Here is a 17,196-nt window from a genome sequence, read left to right on the forward strand (position 1 = left end):
CCAAGCGAAGACGTCACGATCATCCCTGAAGGTCCACTCTAAGCCGGAAGTGTTTGAAACTCAGCGGTCATTTTCGGACAGATCGCGTCTTTGCGGCCCGTGTTGCGCCCGGAAAACCGCCCTCTCGTCCTCACGCGACGGCGCGCCAGCCGCGTTCGACACATTCGAACTTCACCGCCTGCCTGCGGAAGTGGTCGCGCACGAACCCGGGCGAGAGCCAGAGCCGGCCCCGCCTGCGCGGCAATTCCCACCCAAGATTGCCCGCCTCTTCGGCCTTCTGGACCATGCGCTTGATCTTCGAGACCGAGATCAGGAATTGCTCGGCCAGCGCGGCGATGCTGACCGGTTCGAGATAGATGCGCCCGTCGGTCTCGTGCAGGTCGATGAGCATGCGGATCAGCGCATGGAGCAGGATGCCGCCAGTGTCGGAGCCGAGGAAATGCGCCATCGAGGGCGGAGGCGCGCACCATTCGGGATCGGCGCGGATGATCTCGACCATGTGCCGCTGCATCGCGAAGGGAAGATCGGGATCGTTGCGCGCCGCTGCCAGCCGAGCGCCGCCGTCGAGCATATCGAGGCAATGCAGATGCCCCTCGCACCAGCGCCGCATCCCCTGTTCGGCCATGAGCGTGGTGGTGACGGGCCGCAAGCGCCGGTCGCCCTTGGGCTCGGAGGGCGGGGCGAGCAGGCCATGCACCTCCATCTCGCCCAGATACTGGCTCAAAGTCTTGCGGTTGATCTCGACATGGGGCGTCAGCGCCGCGAGAAGCCGGCCCGGCGTCAGTTCCGGAGCGTCCGGCTCCGTCTTCGCCCGCATCGCCAGCGCGAAACTGGTCTGGCTGACGAGCCAGCGCCGATGCGAGGCCATGTGCCGCGCAATCCGCGGCGTCTGCGCCTGCACGTCGAGCAGCATCGTCGCCACCGCCTTCTGTGTGGCGAAGAAATTCGGATCGGCCGCAATCGCGTTGCGGCTGAGCGCGTGGCTGGAATTGGGGGAGCGCGAGCCGAACTCCGGCGCGTCTTCGACAGGCCGCCGGGGCGGCATTTGCGGGCCTTCGACCATCACGCCTCCCACGCTTTCGGTCACCAAAGCGGGGGCGTAGCAGGCCCGCGCAGCCATCCGAAATTAGCACGCTCGCGTGATAAGGCGAGGGTATCTTGTGATATTCCGCAAGTGGGGAGTGGTGCGGGTGAAGGGACTCGAACCCCCACGCCAAAGGCGCCAGAACCTAAATCTGGTGCGTCTACCAATTCCGCCACACCCGCATCAGGGGCGTAATAGCAACAGCCTGCGAGCTCGGAAAGAGGAAGATGCGATTTTGCTCGTCTTAACGCGATGGTGAGGGTTAGCCTTTATCCAAAGGCGCGTCAGACGCCGAAGTTACGAGTAGGCAAGAGCAGGTATCGCCATGGGACAGGCACCAGGGCGGGGGGATGGCATGGCCATGCTCCGCCAGATCATCGAATCCAATCCACGCCACAGCCTTCCGGGCGCGGTCGGTCCGAATGTGACCGAGCGGGCATCGCCGCCAGAGGCGCGCAGGCCCAAGCCGGATCTCAGCGCAGGGATCGCCGCCGGGGCGCGGGTCTACACGCTCGACGGGGCTATCCCGATCGAGTTTCTCGAACCCGGCGACCGGATCGTGACGCGCAGCGGGACATGCAAGCTCAAGGCGTTGCGGGCGGGCGATTATGTGGGCGCGCTGATCCGGATCTCGCCCGGCGCGCTTGGCCATGACCGGCCCGGGGCGCCGCTGCTGATCGCGCAGGGGGCGCAGCTGATGATGCGCGACTGGCGGGTGCAGGTGATCTACGGCAAGCGCGAGGCGCTTCTGCCCGCGCAATCTGTCGTCGACGGCCACTATGTCACGCTCGGTCAGGGCCGCGCGCGGCTCTTCGTGCTGGAATTCGAGACGCCCGAGGTGATCTATGTCGATGGTGTGGAAATGGCGGCTGCAGTGGCAAGCGTCGACGCCTGATCGACGCGGAATTCCCGACAATTTTCATAAGTCTCAGAGGGTTGCGAGACGTCGTCTCGTCACATCTGCGATAGTGATTTGACATAAAGGTACCTGGTCACGCGCTTGTGTTGACAGGATGATATGTCATTTGCATAGTCTTATTATGCACTAGGGGACGAGTACGCAGTTTCGCTGCGAAACGCGTGGTTAAATCTGTTCGGAGATTTTGATGACGGCACCTTTGCGAAATGCAGAGGCGATCTTGCATTGCGCGGGTTGCGCTGGACGTAACCATGGCGTTTGCGGATCCCTCTCGGATCGAACCGTCGCCCGTGTCGCGCAACGGGCGCGCGCGATCTCCGTCGCGGCCAATGACCGGCTGTGCGAGGAAGATGTCACCTGCCACCACATCGCGCTGGTTCAGAGCGGCATGTTGCGGATGCAGAGCCATTCGCTCGCGGGGCGTCGCAAGATCACCGGGCTCGTCGTTCCGGGCGACAGCATCGGTCAGATCATCCGGGGCACGCGGGACACCGCGATCGAAGCCGTGATCGACACCAGACTTTGCCTGTTCGAGGCGGCCAATTTCGCTCAGCTGATCGAGCAGGAGCCCGAATTGCGCCGCGCGCTATGTCATCAGGCGGAAAACTGGACCGAGAAAGCGCGGCGGTTGAGCTTGCTACTGGGCGCCTATGGACCTGCGAGCCGACTGCGCGCGCTGCTGCTGCTGGCGCCCAGTATCATGCCTTGGAAAGCCCTGCCTGACGGGGGTGGCGTGTTGACGATGCTGCTGCCGCGTCAGGACATCGCCGATCTCATCGCCACGACGCAGGAGACGGTCAGCCGCTCGCTGCATCAGTTCCAGAAAGACGGGCTGATCGATATCCTGAACGCTAGGCAATTCCGCCTGAACGACCTCGAGGCCCTGTCCGAAGGCCTGGAGGAGATCCTGCACCACTGAGCGCGCTCACTCGTCGCGCATCTCCAGCGAATTTCCCGAGATTTCGATGAGCCTCTCCAGATTGGCGAGCTCGACATCGTAAGGCGTGACGATCCGGATCGCGCCCGTGCGCTCGAGCTGGTGAAACGCCCGGCTCAGCGATTCCGGCGAGGTGCCCAGAAGATGCGCTATATCGACCCGCTTGATATGGATATGCAGGTTCAGCTGGATGGGCGCATGCGCAGTGCCTTCGAGGGTCCGGTATTTGTGGCGGCTCAGGATGATCAGGAGCGAGGCGAGCCGCTCGACGACTTTCGAGCTTCCCAAGACCATCACCCACTCGCGCGCGGCGTCGAGCTCGTCGAGAATGCTCAGCAGGAACAGCCGCTCCGCCTCATGCGAGCGGGCGATGATCGCTTCGAATTTCTGCCGGTCGCAGGTCAGAACCGCCCCGTCGCTGAGCGCCTCGATCCGGTAGCCGGAGGGGCCGTTGAAGGCGCGCCCGAACATGTCCGACGGCGTGATCAGCCCGATGATGTGGCGGTGCCGGTCCTGCAGGGTTTTCGACATGGCGAGAAACCCGTCGGTCACGAAGCCGATCCGGTCAGCGACCTCGCCGTCTTCGATCAGCACATCGCCCGGCGAAAAGCGAATGCTTTGCCAGAGCGGCATCATCTCGCTGCGCAAATCCTCCGGGAGTACGTCGAGCAGGCGCTGCAATTTGCCCTGCGCCACCACGCCCTCGATCTCGACCGGCTGTCCGGATTTCGGATGCTCGTTCATGCGTCTCCTCTCCCTGTCGCAGGAAGGATTCTAGTCCGGGTCAGACCGGGATGCGAGAGCTACGAGGTCGAAAAGCCGGGATTGTGCCGCTCTTTTCTGCGCCTCTCATCATGAAGTTGCAGGAAAAATCGCGCGGCACAGGTAGCACGTTGATCGGCATCAAAGAATCACGCTGAACAGTCACGGTAAAATATCTTGCAACAAAGGAGAGACAGATGAAAAACCTGCTTATCATTCTTGGCGTGACTGCGGCTCTGGCTGGCTGCGAGACGATGACCGGTCCGGCAGCGTCCGACATGACCGATGAGGCTATGATGGCCCCGGCGGGCACTTCGACGGACACCACGGACACCTCGGGTACGCACACCAACACGAACACGCAAGATCGTTCGCGCGAGCAAGCGTCGCAATAATCTGACACGGGCGGCGAGGGGCTGATGCATCTCGCCGCCCGCATTGTCTGGGGCGCGCGACCTCAGAGGGGTGACAATGACCGAAGGCCATATCGACGGGCGCAAACTGCGGCGCGCCTGGCGTTTTCTGTGCGGCGGGGCGATGGCCCTGCTGCTTGTCTTGGGGCCCGGTCCCGCGGTCGCGGAGGCTCCCGTCGCTGACGCTATCACCGACGCGGCGCTGTTGCAGGTGCTGCGGTCGGGCGATTGGCCCGCGGCGGAGGCAGCGGCGCGCGCGCGCTTGGCGCGCAATCCAGACGATGTGGGCGCGCTTGTCGTGCTGGCGCGGGCGCTGCGGGGGCAGGGCGACGCGGCAGGCGCGAAGGCGGCGGCGACCCGCGCCAATGCGCAGGCCCGGACGCAGCAGGAAAAATATGTCAGCGCGGTCGAGATGGCGGCGGCGAGCTACGATCTCGGGCATCCGTTCGCAGCCCAGCTCTGGCAACGCCGCGCGATCGAAATGGCGCCCAGTGATGCGGTGCGCGCGTCGAGCGTGCGGGACTATCGCGTCCTGTCCGCGGCCAATCCGTGGAGCTTCTCCGTAGCTTTCGACGCGGGCGCGTCGAGCAATGTCAACAATGGCAGTTTGGCCGATACGGTCGATATCGGCGGTATCGACTTCACGCTCAATCCCGATGCGAAGGCGCTGTCGGGCTATGAGATTTCGTTGTCGCTGAAGGCGCGCTACAAATTCGCAGGGTTTGGGGAGTTGCCCGCGAGTTTCGGGGCGCAGATCTACACCAAACAGGTGGTCCTGTCGGGCGATGCGAAGGACTCGGTGCCCGATGCGCGTGGCTCGGATTACGCGTTCAGCGCGGTCGAGGCGACGGTGGGGCAGGCGCTCAGCCCGGCCGATGCGCCGTTGCGCTATCGCCTCGATCTTCTCGCGGGCAGGAACTGGTATGGCGGCGACGATCTGAGCAACTATCTGCGGGTTTCGGGCAGAGCGCAGTGGGGTGATCCGCGGCGTTCGCTGACGCAGGTGACGCTCTCTGGCGAACGGCAGTTGCGCCTCGACAATTTCCGCAACTCGGCGAATGTGGTCACCGCGAGCCTGAGCCATCACCGGCGGCTTGAGGGAGGGGATCGGCTAGGGCTGTCCTTTGCCCTGCGCGACGCGTCCTCGGAGGCGGTCGAGATCGATCATCGGGCGATGCTTGCGGGCGTGTCTTACGATTTCGCCAAGCCGCTGGCCGGGACCGTCACCGTCGGCGCGGCGCTGGAACTGGAGCGACGCGATTATGATGCGACGCTTTACGGGCCCGGCGCACGGCGCGACACGCGCGGGCGGCTGGCGCTGCAATTCGGGTTCCCGAAGCTCGAGTTCTACGGCATCTCGCCGACCCTGCGGCTGGAGGGCGAAGAGACCCGCTCCAATGTCGATTTCTACGACAGCTCGCAGGTGAAATTGCGGCTCGGACTGCGGTCGAATTTCTGACCTCGCGCCCCGGTTCGGGGCTTTCATCTGTAAATATTGCGATTTCTGCGACTAAGTGGCCACGCTGCCCATCTCCTCTCGATTTCGTTGACACACATCAATGCGAATCACGAAGTTCTCACGGGAATGTGAGCCGTGGCTGACGGTAAATTCGCAGTGAAATCAGAGGCATAAGTCTCTATTTCCTGACTGGACGCCATTTGACGTGGGGACGCGGCGGATGACGGGAGGGCAGGTGCCTGAGGGGTCATCGGTTCGCTCATATGGATAGAGGGGACGCAGATATGGCGACACAAATTGACCCGAGTAACGTCGACGATTGGGACGAACCGCTGAACACGGACCCGATGTTCCGCTCGTCGCATGTTTTCAGCACGGCGGATATCACGGTGACCTTCGACGGGATGACGGTCGGGAACTCCGAAGACCCGCAGGCGGTCTTTGATACCGTCGACGATCCGAACGATCCCGAGGATACCAAGATCACCAAGGAGGGGGTGACGCTTTATCCGATCGACAGTGAATTCGGCTATTACGTCAGTGATTTCCAGAATGCCGAGCAGAAAGAGCTCGATGGCGACTATGCCGAGGGTTGGGCGGGCGATATCTACGACTCCGAGGGCAATCAGCTTGGTCTCGTGATCTCGGATTCACCCACCGACACGTTCAAGACGCCCGCCGTCTACGGCACTTGGCTCGCGGGTCTGGGCGGCAACACGGTGAAGGCCTCGACCGAGCATTACGTCGTGATGCAGAACATCCTGTCGGACCAGCGTTTCCCGGGGGATACCGAGGCGCTCTATCCGCTCGACGACGAGCTTTTCATCGTCGGCGGTGAGTATGATGGGAAGTCGGTGCGCGGCCTACTTGAGGGAGAATATGAAGGCATTACGATCACCGACACCAATGGTGACGGCAAGGTCGACATCAAGGATATCCTCTCTGCCAACGAGACCGAGATCGACAGCAATATCGCGGTCAGCAGCGACTACTCGGTGACGCTGAAGGATGACGGAAAGCTGCTCTATCGCTGGGGTAACACGATCAAGAAGCCCAATGACGTGCGTCTTGAAGCGACGATGGACCTGCCCGACGAGTGGAGCGAGTACAACCCCTACACCTCGCTGCGTAACATCTACCACGTGACCGAGGCCGAGCTGGTCGTGCATCACACGATCACCAACAACCCCAACGACCAGATCCGTCCCGAGGATTTCGAGAACGAGGCCGCGATCGGCACGTTGCCGGAATATATCATCGTGCCGGACTACAACCTTGACGGGCAGGGTGCCCGTGAGGTCTGGATCACCGCCGATGACTACTATGCGGGGGATGGCACGCTCTACGAGGCGGGCACGATCCTGCGCGACGATCTTCTGGCGCAGCAATGGGCAGCGAGCGATCTCGCGACGATCGGGGCCGAGGATGGGGCGGCGGGCTTCACCAACGCGTGGTACACCACGATGGACCGCGAGCCCTTTGAGCCGGTGCTGAACGAAGATGGCACCGAATATGCCGATAGCGGTCCGCGCTGGCGTCTGAAGACCGACAAATATGGGCAGGATCTGCCCTCGGTGGTGATCCCGATCGACCCGAGCGACGAGCCGCCTCCCACCAATGACGAGGTGAAATACGAGGTCGGCGCAGAGACCCAGACGGTGATCAACCTGCTCGATTGGGGCTATCCCGCCCAGCCGCTCTCGGTCAGCTCGGGCTGGCAGGACAAGCCCGGCGAGGTGTCGGTCAACGGGATGAACTATTCCGACGGCTTCGATATGGCGGTCTACATCAAGGGCGATATCAAACCCGCGACGATCTACAGCGCCGAGCTGCTGATGGATTACGAGCTGGTCACGCCCTACGCGGTCGGGGCTGATGTCGTCGGCACGGACGGGAATGATTTCCTTGTCGGGATCGGCGCGAACGCCTTCACGGGCGGTGCGGGCACGGATCTCTTCGTCCTCAGCTACGGCTCCTCGGTGGAGGGTGTGCCGCTGACCGCGAGCACGATCAGCGATTTCGAAGTCGGCACCGATGCGATCGGCCTGATCGGTCTGGGTGTCTCGGACACGAATTTCGCCGACAACATCTCGCAAGTGGTGAACGGGACCGATCTTGAAATCTACCTCGACACGGATGGTGCCGAAGCCGGTGCCGACCCGGTTCTGATCGCGACGCTGACCGACGTGGCGGGCGATCTCGGGCCGAGCCAGGGCCTCGTCATGGAGGAAGACTTCCTTCTGGCCAACCCGGGTGCGGGCGACGCGCCGGTCTCCGAGGTGCCGATCGAAGGCACCAGCGGCAACGATCATCTGACGGGGACGCTCGGGGACGATACGATCCTCGGTCTCGCCGGGAACGATACGATCTACGGCCTGTCGGGTGACGACACGATCGACGGCGGGGCAGGGTTCGACCTGCTCTACGGCGGGGTCGGCGCGGACACGTTCGTCTTCGCGGACGGCACGAATGTCGACATGGTCTACGACTTCGACCTCGGCGTCGACTCGATCCAGCTCTCCGGCTTTGTCGAAGGCGATGTTGCGGTTTCCGCCTACGGGTCGATCGGGACGCTTCTCACCGCAGGGGATGACTACATGATCCTCCGCGGCGTGGACGTGGCAGACTTCAACGCCGAACCTGACGTATTCATCCCCGACAACGCATTGATCGTCTGAGCCTAGCCAGCTGATTGAACTAAAAGGACTAAAATTATGAAAAACCAAGTAAAATATCTCGTTCTGGCTGGTGCAGTCGCGGGTCTCGCAGGCTGTGGCGGCGGTGGCAGCAGCAGCTCGACGCCCGCCGTCAGGGACTACGCGACGCTCCTCTCCGAGGCGCAGCAGATGGCTCAGGATACGGGTGTCATCGACACTAACACCGGCACGATTGATCCCACCGCCACTGCTCGAACCACGTTGCCCGCGAATGGTTCGGGCACCTATACCGGCTATGTGTCGGGCTCGGCCAATGGCGGTGAGTTGATAGGGGAACTCACCCTGACCGCAGATCTGGGCACGCCGCAGATCAGCGGCTCGGCAGCGAACTTCCAACATGAGACCGATGGGGCCTATTCGGGAACGATGGCAATGCCGAATGTGCCCATCTCGACCAACTTGGCTGGCGAGCAGGAGTTTGCGGGCCAGCTGAGCGGGGATCTGGATAATGGCGGGACGACCTACGCAACCGTCATTGGCATGACCGGGCATTTCTACGACGGCGACAATGGCGTGAACACGATCGCGGGCGATACCACGACGACGATTGCTCTCATTCCGCAGCCCGATCCCGGTGTGTTCATCGCGACCCAGCAACCCTAAGCATCGACCCCACTTTCATCAGTGGTACGGGAAAGGCCCGGCGGAGCGATCCGTCGGGCCTTTTTCATTCGGCTATCTCGGCGCAGTAACCTGTTCCCGATCACGAAAACGGCCCGGCGAGGTATCCGCCGGGCCGTTCATCTTGATCGTTCGTGATGCTGCTTGAAGCGGCCCCCCTCATTCCCCCCGGAAGGCGCGGTTGAAATAGATCGTCAGCGGTTGGGTCAGGTAGGACAGCGGCGTGCGCGCGTCGGTCTTGAGGAAGGCCTCGACCGGCATGCCGGGCATCAGCTTGACCTCGGGCAGGGCGGCCAGCGCCTCTGGATCGGGCTCCACCGTCGCCTCGTAATAGGTCTCGCGGTTCGCCTCGTCGGTCTGCACGTCGGGCGAGACCCGCAGCACCTCGGCCGGGATCGCGGGCGTGGTGCGGCGATTGAAGGTCGAGAATTGCAGCGAGACCTGCTGGCCGGAATAGACCTGATCGATGCTCGTCGGATCGACGCGGACCGAGACATAAAGCGGCTGATCGCTCGGCACGAGGAACATCATCGGCTGGGCCGGCTGAATGACCGATTGCAGCGCGAAGACCTGCGAGCCGAACACCACGCCATCGACCGGCGCGCGCACGTCGAGCCGTGCGAGCTTCTCGCGCAGGGTGGTCTCGCGTTCGACCAACGAAATCTCGTTATATTGCAGGTCGCGCAGCTGGGTGATCGCGGCTTCGCGGCGATCCTCGGACAGGCCCACCACTTCGATCTCGAGCGACGAAATCCGCACGCGGGCCTCCGCGATGACCGAGTTCAGCCGCCCGATTTCGCCGGTCAGCTTGGCGTGTTCGCGCTGGGTGGCGAGCACGCGCGAGGCTTCCATCAGCTTGCGCTCGTAGAGGCTCTGCTTGTCCTTCAGCTCCTGCGACACGAGGTCGAGCTGCTCCATCAGCGAGACGCGCTGCGCCTCGACGCCTTCGATCTGCTTTTCGATCTGCTGCTGTTGCTCGCGCAGCTGGTTGATCTTCTTGGCCATCGTCGCCTGACGCGCGGCAAAGAGGTTGCTCTGGCCCTCGCGTTGCTGGGCGACCTGCTCGGGATCGAGCATCGGGAAGTCGGGCAGGACCGTGAAATCGACCTTTGTCAGATCGTCGCGCTCGGCGGCCAGCCGGGCCTTGCGCACCGCGATCTCCAGAAGCTGCGCCTGCACGATCGCAAGTTCCGAGCGCAGGAAGGTCCCGTCGAGTCGCAGTAGCACGTCGCCTGCATGCACCTGATCGCCGTTATGGGCGAGGATTTCACCCACGACGCCACCGTCGGGGTGCTGGATCACCTGCCGTTCGCTCTCGACCTTGACCACGCCGCGGGACACGACCGCGCCGTTGATCTTCGCGCCGACGCTCCAGGCGCCCATGCCGCCGACGAGGAGGGTGATCGCGCCGAAGCCTGCGGCGAGCAGAAGTCGGCTATTTGCGAAATCGGAGGATTTGCTCATTTCTCGGCCCTCATCGTCAGAATCCGTTGCACGTCCTGCGCGTTCTTGATCATCGACTGGATGACCTCGTCGCGCGGCCCCTGCGCGGTGATCTGACCGCTTTCGAGGATCACGAGGCGCGAGCAGGCTTTGATCGCATTGGTGCGGTGGGTCATCAGCACGACCGATTTGCCGTCCTCGGTCATCGCCTTCACCACGGCGTTCAGCGCCTCGGAGCCCTCAGAATCGAGCGCCGAGTTCGGCTCGTCGAGCACCAAAAGCACCGGATCGTTGTAGAGCGCACGGGCCAGACCCAGCCGCTGACGCTGGCCGCCCGAGAGCTGCGCGTCGCGCGCGCTGATATGGGTGTCATAGCCCTTGGGCAGTTGCAGGATGATCTCGTGGATATGCGCTTTCTTGGCGGCGGCCACGACCCGCTCGGCATCCGGCGATTGGGCCATCTGCGCGATGTTCTCGGCGATGGTGCCGTCGAAGGTCTTCACCACCTGCGGCAGGTAGCCAATGAACTGGCCCAGCCGCTCGGGGCTGTATTGGTCGAGCTTGGCGGCGGCGAGGCGCACTTCGCCCGCGGTGGGGGAGACGAGGCCCACAAGCGCCCGCGCCAGCGTCGTCTTGCCCGAGCCGCTCTTGCCGATCACGCCGATGGCTTCACCCGGCGCGACATCGAAGCTCACGTTATACAGGATCGGACGCTCGCCGCGCCTGCGCGAGACCGAGACGCCGCGCACCGACAGATCGCCCGTCGGGGCGGGCAGTTCGGTCGGCTTACGCGCCTCGGGCACGGAGCCCAGAAACGCCCGCAGCGCGGCCCAGCCGTTGCGCGCGCGGTGCAGCAGCGTCCATTGGCCCAGCACCTGCTCGACCGGGGCCAGCGCGCGGCCCAGCAGGACCGAGCCCGCGATGATCGCGCCGGCCGTCATCTCATGTTGCAGCACCAGATAGGCGCCTACGGCCAGCACCGCCGATTGCAGCAGCATCCGGAAGCCCTTGGAAAATGCGCCGAACGCGCCGGTCCAATCGGCCGCGCGCAGCATCTTGCGCTGGCCTTCGGTCTGGGTGTCCTGCCAGCGCGCGCGCATGGTCTCTCCCATGCCCTGCGCCCAGAGGTAATCGGCCCCGTCCTCGACCTGACGCGCGATCTGGTTGCCCGCGAAAGAGGTGCCCTGCGCCTCGGTCAGGCGGGTCTGGGTGAGCCAGTGGTTGAGCAGCGAGGTCACGATCAAAAGCGCGCCGCCCGCCAGCGCCAGCCAGCCCAGAAGCGGGTGGAAGATGAAGATCGCGGCGGCGAAGACCGGCGTCCACGGAATGTCCAGCAGCGACAGCAGCACCGGCGAGGCGAAGACGGTTTTCACCGCATCGAGGTCCTGCAACGCGCTCGCGCCCTTGTCGGTGCGCCCCAGCGCTGCGCGCTCCAGCGAGGCGCGGAAGACCCGGTCGGAGAGATTGGCGTGAAGCCGTGCGCCGACCCGCGCCATCACGCGGGCGCGGACGAATTCCAGAATGGTGTAGAAAAGGTAGAGGAACACCACGAGACCGAACAGCGCGACCAGCGTCTCTTCCGAGCGCGAACCGATCACCCGGTCATAGACCTGCAGCATGAAAAGCGGCCCGGTCAGAAGCAGAAGATTGGTGAAAAAGCTGAACAGAACAGCCGAGCCGATCAGCCCCCGGCTCCCGGAAAAAGCGCGCCGCATTTCCGACCGCGCGCCCGAAGAAGAAAGTCCCACGCCAATACCCCAAAGTTGCGTATCCCCGGGTTCATTTTCACGACGCGGTGAGGGGCATCATTGATTGATGTCAATTTTGCGCGAGACAGGTCGAAAAAGCTGCGCGGGCAGCCGGGCGCGCAGGTGGTGTCAGCTCTGCGCCATCAGCGCGCGCAGCACCTGCGGGACCGCTTCGGGCAGGTCCTCGGCGATCAGGCCGGGACCGAAGCCGCGCGCGGCCTCGACATGGAGCCATGCGGCGGAGGTCGCGGCGTCGAAGGGGGTGAAGCCGCGCGCAAGCAGCCCCGCGATCAACCCCGCCAGCACATCGCCTGCGCCCGCGGTCGCAAGCCAAGGCGCTGCGCGGTCCTGCGTCGCCGAATGCAGCGCCACGCGCCCGTCGGGGTCCGCAATCGCGGTGTCGGCCCCTTTGAGCAGCACCGTGCAGCCCGCGCGCGCCGCGGCTTCGCGGGTTGCGTCCAGTTTGGAATAGCTTGGATCGTCGCCCGAGAGCTTCTCGGCCAGATCGGGGAACAGCCGTTTGAATTCGCCCGGATGCGGGGTCATCACGCAGGCCTCATGAAGCTGGCCGAAGAGCACGCTCGGATCGTCGGCAAAGGCGCTGAGCGCATCGGCATCGAGCACCGTCGCGCGTTTGCCCCAAAGCGCCGCCGGCACCATCTCTTGCGCGCGGGCCATGCCCAGGCCGGGGCCGAGGCAGAGCGCGTTTAGCCGCTCGTCGCCCAGCATCCCGCGCAAACTGTAGGCGTCGGGCAGGGCGTTCAGCATGATCGCGTCGAGATGGGCGGCGTTCTCGGCCAGCGCCTTTGGCGGGCAGGCGAGCGTCACCAGCCCCGCGCCGATCCTGAGCGCCGCGCGCGCCGCCATCCGCGCGGCCCCACCTTTGCCCGCGCCGCCCGACAGGACCAGCGCATGGCCGTGGCTGTATTTGTGGCCCGCCTGCTTCATCAGGAAATTCGACGGGCGGTCGATCAGCTGTGCGGCTCCCGCACTCGCATCCTGCGGCAGGCCGATATCGGTCACGACCAGATGACCGCGCATCGACGCACCGCCGCCGGGCGCGTCGGGCCCGTCCGAGGGGTCGAGGTAATGGCCGCATTTCGCACGGTGGAAGCTGACGGTCAGATCGGCCGGGAAAGCGCCCCCGAGATTGCGCCCGCTATCCGAGGAAATCCCGCTGGGAATATCGACCGCGACAAAGCGCGGGCGCGGTCCCGAGGGATTGGAAAAGCGCCGCGGATAAATCCCGCGCCATGTCTTCGCGGTGTCGTCGGGCATCGGACGGGTCAGGCCGGTGCCGAACAGCGCGTCGATCACCAGCCCGCCCTCCATATCGTCGATCCGGTCCTCGATCGCGGCATCGTCCCAGGGCAGGACCGCGCCGATCTGCACCCAGCGGTCGTGATTGGTCTGCGCATCGGGGGGCAGGCGGGTCGGGTCGCCATAGGCGTAGCAGGCGATGATCCAGCCGCGCTCGGCCAGAAGCCGTGCGATCACATAGCCGTCGCCGCCATTATTGCCCGGACCGCACAAAACCACCGCCTGCGAGGGCCCCGGATCGGGCCAGCGCGAGAAGATCGCCGTGACGACGCTTTCACCGGCGCGCTCCATCAATTCAAGGCCTGTCACCGCGCCGCTCTCGATCTCGGCGCGTTCGCATTGGCGCATTTGGCTCGCGGTCAGGATTTCGGGCATGGTCCTCGGGTCTTCAAAGGAATCGTTTTCAAACTGCTGCTTTTTTGTGCTACTTGCACGAATTGCGGGCGCGGCTTTCGGAATTCCGATCCCCTTTTCGCTCCCGTCCAGCCTAGCCGATTGCGGGGGCTTTGGGAAAGTGGTCTGAGGGGGTCGGAACGAAGACCTGACGGAGGAGTCGGCGGCATGAAAAAGGTGGAGGCGATCATCAAGCCCTTCAAACTCGATGAAGTGAAAGAAGCACTTCAGGAAGTTGGTATTCAGGGCCTTTCGGTGATCGAGGTGAAAGGGTTCGGGCGCCAGAAGGGCCATACCGAGCTTTATCGCGGCGCCGAATATGTCGTGGATTTCCTGCCCAAGGTGAAGATCGAGATGGTGCTGCCCGACGACCTCGTCGACGCCGCCATCGAAGCGATCACGAATGCCGCGCGCACCGAGAAGATCGGCGACGGCAAGATCTTCGTCTCTCCGATGGAGCAGGCGATCCGTATCCGCACCGGCGAGTCGGGCGACGACGCGCTGTAACTTCCGCCATTCCCGCCGGGCCTCGTTGCGGGTCCGGGGATAACCCAAGCTCAACGAAAGGGTAATGTGACATGAGCATCAAGGACGCTCTCAAACTGATGAAGGACGAAGACGTCGAATACGTCGACGTTCGCTTCACCGATCCGCGCGGCAAGCTGCAGCACGTGACGCTGATGCATACCGAGGTCGACGAAGATTTCTTCGAAGAAGGCTTCATGTTCGACGGCTCCTCGATCGCGGGCTGGAAGTCGATCGATCAGTCCGACATGAAACTGATCCCGGACGCGTCCTCGGTCTATATCGACCCCTTCTACGCCGAGAAAACCATGTGCGTGCACTGCACCGTGGTCGAGCCCGACACCGGCGAACCCTATGCCCGCGACCCGCGCGGCACCGCCGAGAAGGCCGAAGCCTATCTCGTCGCCTCGGGCATCGGTGACTCGGCCTTCTTCGGTCCGGAAGCGGAATTCTTCCTCTTCGACGACGTGAAGTTCTCGGTCTCGATGAACAAGGTCTCCTACGAGGTCGACGCGCTCGACGCGGCCTGGAACACCGACACCGATTACGAGATGGGCAACATGGGCCATCGTCCGGGCGTCAAGGGCGGCTACTTCCCGGTCAACCCGGTGGATGACGCGCAGGACCTGCGTTCGGAAATGCTCTCGACCATGAAGCGCATGGGCATGAAGGTCGACAAGCACCACCACGAAGTGGCCTCGTGCCAGCACGAGCTGGGCCTGATCTTCGGGACGCTGACCAAGCAGGCCGACGACATCCAGAAGTACAAATACGTGATCCACAACGTGGCGCACGCCTATGGCAAATCGGCGACCTTCATGCCGAAGCCGATCGCGGGCGACAACGGCACCGGCATGCACGTGAACATGTCGATCTGGAAAGACGGCAAGCCGCTCTTCGCAGGCGACAAATACGCCGACCTGTCGCAGGAAGCGCTGTATTTCATCGGCGGTATCCTGAAGCACGCGAAGTCGCTCAACGCCTTCACCAACCCGTCGACCAACTCCTACAAGCGTCTGATCCCGGGCTTCGAGGCTCCGGTTCTGCGCGCGTATTCGGCTCGCAACCGCTCGGGTTGTGTCCGTATTCCGTGGGCTGAATCCCCCAAGGCAAAGCGCGTCGAAGCCCGTTTCCCCGATCCGTCGGCGAACCCCTACCTGTGCTTCTCGGCTCTGCTGATGGCTGGTCTCGACGGCATCAAGAACAAGATCGATCCGGGCCCGTCCTCGGACAAGGACCTCTACGATCTGCCGCCGGAAGAACTGGCCTCGATCCCGACCGTTTGCGCCTCGCTGCGTGAAGCGCTCGAGACGCTGGAAGCCGATCACGAGTTCCTGCTGGCCGGTGACGTGTTCACCAAGGACCAGATCGAGGGCTACATCGCACTGAAGTGGGAAGAAGTGTACGCGTTCGAGCACACCCCCCACCCGGTGGAATACAAGTACTACTACTCCTGCTAAACGGGAGAGGGACAGTGATGGGAAGGGGCGTCCGTTTGGGCGCCCCTTTCGCTTTGGGGCCTGAGATATGGCGCTTTCGCATCGCCCGACGCGGGGTAAGGCCCCGCCACTTGACAGACGCACCTGCGCCGCCCATCTGTCGGGCCTTGGCTGCCGGATGCCTGCCGCCCGCGGGGTGTGACCCTTGGTGAAATCCGGTTCACGATCGCTCTCCATTCTTTCGGGGGCTCTTCGGCAATGCGGGCCCCGAAGCGGTGGATCATCCCCGTGGAGACGAGACAATGACTGTGAACACAGTGAAAGACGTGAAGGCGCAGGCGCGCCGGTTGAGCGAGGCGATGGCGCGCGCGGGCAATCCCGTTGCGCTGTCGAAAGCCTATGAGCTGACCGCGCAGGCGGCGGGTCATGCGGATTGGAACACGATGGTGGCGGCGCTGCGACGTGCCGAACCGGCAGCGCAAGCGAAGGGCTATGCCTTGGGTGACGCGGTGCGCGGGCGCTATCTGGGCCATCCGGTGAGCGGGCGCGTCCATGCGCTGCGCCGCAAGGGCGCGACCCATTACGACATCGAGATCGCGCTGGACGAGCCGGTCGATGTGGTTGAAAGCCCCGTCTTTTCCTCGATGCGGCGGCGCGTGCGCGCGACCATCGGTGCGGATGGGCGTTCGATCGGGCGGCGCTCCGACGGGGTCGCGCATCTCGAACTGGACTGAGCAGAAGGGGCGCATCTAGCGCCCCTTTTTCTTTGCGCGCGGCTGGGGCAGGATCGTCCGGCGAGATGGCGGGGAGGGATCATGCGCTCTGAGAAGGATAAGATGCTGGCGGGCGAATTGTATCGCGCCGAGGGCCCGGAGATCGAAGCCGATATGGCGCGGGCCGCTGCGTGGATGGATCGGTTCAACGCCACCGTCGCGCATAGTGCCGAAGAGTGCCACGCGCTGCTGACGGAGCTGTTCGCGGACGTGGGGCAGGGCGCGCGCATTCGCCCGCCATTTCATTGCGATTACGGCAGCAATATCCGGCTCGGGGCCGGGGTTTTCCTGAATTACGACTGTGTCATTCTCGATGTGGTTGCGGTCACGATCGGCGATCGCACACAGATCGGGCCGAAGGTGCAGATCCTGACCGCCGATCATCCGCGCGATCCGGAGGCGCGCAGGACGGGGCTGGAATTCGGACGGCCCGTGCGGATCGGCGAAGATGTCTGGATTGGCGGCGGTGCGATCATCCTGCCGGGGATTACGGTGGGCGATGGCGCGTTGATCGGTGCGGGGGCTGTCGTGACGCGCGATGTGCCTGCCGGTGCCACGGTCGCGGGTAACCCGGCGCGGATCATCGGCAAGGCTTAGCGAAACTTGCCCCGCCGCGCCCTTCTCGCTAAGGGAAACCAAAGAT

15 protein-coding genes and 1 tRNA gene are annotated in these 17,196 nt (G+C 63.8%); 10 read left to right on the plus strand and 6 right to left on the minus strand.

Going from position 1 to position 17,196, the window contains the following annotated elements:
- Positions 1-130: 130 nt before the first annotated feature.
- Together BMI88_RS14790 and BMI88_RS14795 are read right to left on the minus strand one after the other, a co-directional pair.
- The gene (locus BMI88_RS14790) at positions 131-1,063 is read right to left on the minus strand and encodes a hypothetical protein (protein ID WP_078549999.1); all 933 of its coding nucleotides are present in this window, start codon (positions 1,061-1,063) and stop codon (positions 131-133) included.
- Between the two features lie 119 nt (positions 1,064-1,182).
- A tRNA-Leu gene (locus tag BMI88_RS14795) sits at positions 1,183-1,266 on the minus strand.
- Positions 1,267-1,439: 173 nt separating this feature from the next.
- On the opposite strand from BMI88_RS14795, the gene BMI88_RS14800 reads away from it, so the two are divergent.
- Both BMI88_RS14800 and BMI88_RS14805 read left to right on the plus strand, forming a co-directional pair.
- Complete coding sequence (locus BMI88_RS14800; RefSeq protein ID WP_168173998.1) at positions 1,440-1,979, plus strand: Hint domain-containing protein; 540 nt, start codon at positions 1,440-1,442, stop codon at positions 1,977-1,979.
- 211 nt (positions 1,980-2,190) lie between these two features.
- Positions 2,191-2,922: a Crp/Fnr family transcriptional regulator gene (locus BMI88_RS14805; protein WP_078550003.1), complete on the plus strand. Its 732-nt coding sequence runs from the start codon at positions 2,191-2,193 to the stop codon at positions 2,920-2,922.
- Between the two features lie 6 nt (positions 2,923-2,928).
- Here the strand turns inward: BMI88_RS14805 and BMI88_RS14810 are convergent, their stop codons facing one another.
- A complete protein-coding gene (locus BMI88_RS14810) occupies positions 2,929-3,684 on the minus strand; it encodes a Crp/Fnr family transcriptional regulator (protein ID WP_078520910.1) in 756 nt (251 codons plus the stop codon).
- Positions 3,685-3,899: 215 nt separating this feature from the next.
- Here BMI88_RS14810 and BMI88_RS14815 point away from each other — a divergent pair, with 215 nt between their 5' ends.
- From BMI88_RS14815 to BMI88_RS14830, 4 genes are all read left to right on the plus strand, one after another.
- Positions 3,900-4,097 (plus strand): hypothetical protein, encoded by a 198-nt coding sequence (locus tag BMI88_RS14815; RefSeq protein ID WP_078550005.1) that lies wholly within the window; start codon positions 3,900-3,902, stop codon positions 4,095-4,097.
- 76 nt (positions 4,098-4,173) lie between these two features.
- Positions 4,174-5,574, plus strand: coding sequence for a surface lipoprotein assembly modifier (locus tag BMI88_RS14820; protein ID WP_078550007.1), 1,401 nt, complete (start codon positions 4,174-4,176; stop codon positions 5,572-5,574).
- A 284-nt stretch (positions 5,575-5,858) separates the two neighbouring features.
- On the plus strand, positions 5,859-8,252 hold the full coding sequence (locus BMI88_RS14825; protein ID WP_168173999.1) for a calcium-binding protein: 2,394 nt from the start codon (positions 5,859-5,861) through the stop codon (positions 8,250-8,252).
- A gap of 36 nt (positions 8,253-8,288) precedes the next feature.
- Positions 8,289-8,894 (plus strand): hypothetical protein, encoded by a 606-nt coding sequence (locus BMI88_RS14830; protein ID WP_078550011.1) that lies wholly within the window; start codon positions 8,289-8,291, stop codon positions 8,892-8,894.
- 177 nt (positions 8,895-9,071) lie between these two features.
- Here BMI88_RS14830 and BMI88_RS14835 read toward each other — a convergent pair whose 3' ends face one another.
- The 3 genes from BMI88_RS14835 to BMI88_RS14845 all read right to left on the minus strand — a co-directional run bounded on the left by BMI88_RS14835 (position 9,072) and on the right by BMI88_RS14845 (position 13,798).
- Positions 9,072-10,376: an HlyD family type I secretion periplasmic adaptor subunit gene (locus BMI88_RS14835; RefSeq protein WP_078550013.1), complete on the minus strand. Its 1,305-nt coding sequence runs from the start codon at positions 10,374-10,376 to the stop codon at positions 9,072-9,074.
- Entirely contained in the window at positions 10,373-12,070 is a 1,698-nt protein-coding gene (locus tag BMI88_RS14840; protein ID WP_078550015.1) for a type I secretion system permease/ATPase, read from the minus strand. Before BMI88_RS14840 ends, BMI88_RS14835 begins: the two co-directional genes overlap by 4 nt.
- Positions 12,071-12,232: 162 nt before the next feature.
- Complete coding sequence (locus tag BMI88_RS14845) at positions 12,233-13,798, minus strand: NAD(P)H-hydrate dehydratase (protein WP_078550017.1); 1,566 nt, start codon at positions 13,796-13,798, stop codon at positions 12,233-12,235.
- Between the two features lie 186 nt (positions 13,799-13,984).
- Here BMI88_RS14845 and BMI88_RS14850 point away from each other — a divergent pair, with 186 nt between their 5' ends.
- The 4 genes from BMI88_RS14850 (at position 13,985) to BMI88_RS14865 (ending at position 17,150) form a co-directional block, all read left to right on the plus strand.
- On the plus strand, positions 13,985-14,323 hold the full coding sequence (locus BMI88_RS14850; RefSeq protein ID WP_075775041.1) for a P-II family nitrogen regulator: 339 nt from the start codon (positions 13,985-13,987) through the stop codon (positions 14,321-14,323).
- Between the two features lie 71 nt (positions 14,324-14,394).
- Complete coding sequence (glnA, locus tag BMI88_RS14855) at positions 14,395-15,801, plus strand: type I glutamate--ammonia ligase (protein WP_078520902.1); 1,407 nt, start codon at positions 14,395-14,397, stop codon at positions 15,799-15,801.
- Positions 15,802-16,082: 281 nt separating this feature from the next.
- Complete coding sequence (locus BMI88_RS14860) at positions 16,083-16,514, plus strand: glyoxalase superfamily protein (protein WP_078550019.1); 432 nt, start codon at positions 16,083-16,085, stop codon at positions 16,512-16,514.
- 81 nt (positions 16,515-16,595) lie between these two features.
- Complete coding sequence (locus BMI88_RS14865; protein ID WP_078550021.1) at positions 16,596-17,150, plus strand: sugar O-acetyltransferase; 555 nt, start codon at positions 16,596-16,598, stop codon at positions 17,148-17,150.
- The last annotated feature ends 46 nt before the right edge of the window (positions 17,151-17,196 follow it).

The organism is Thioclava sp. F36-6 (assembly GCF_002020305.1).
Classification (GTDB): domain Bacteria; phylum Pseudomonadota; class Alphaproteobacteria; order Rhodobacterales; family Rhodobacteraceae; genus Thioclava; species Thioclava sediminum.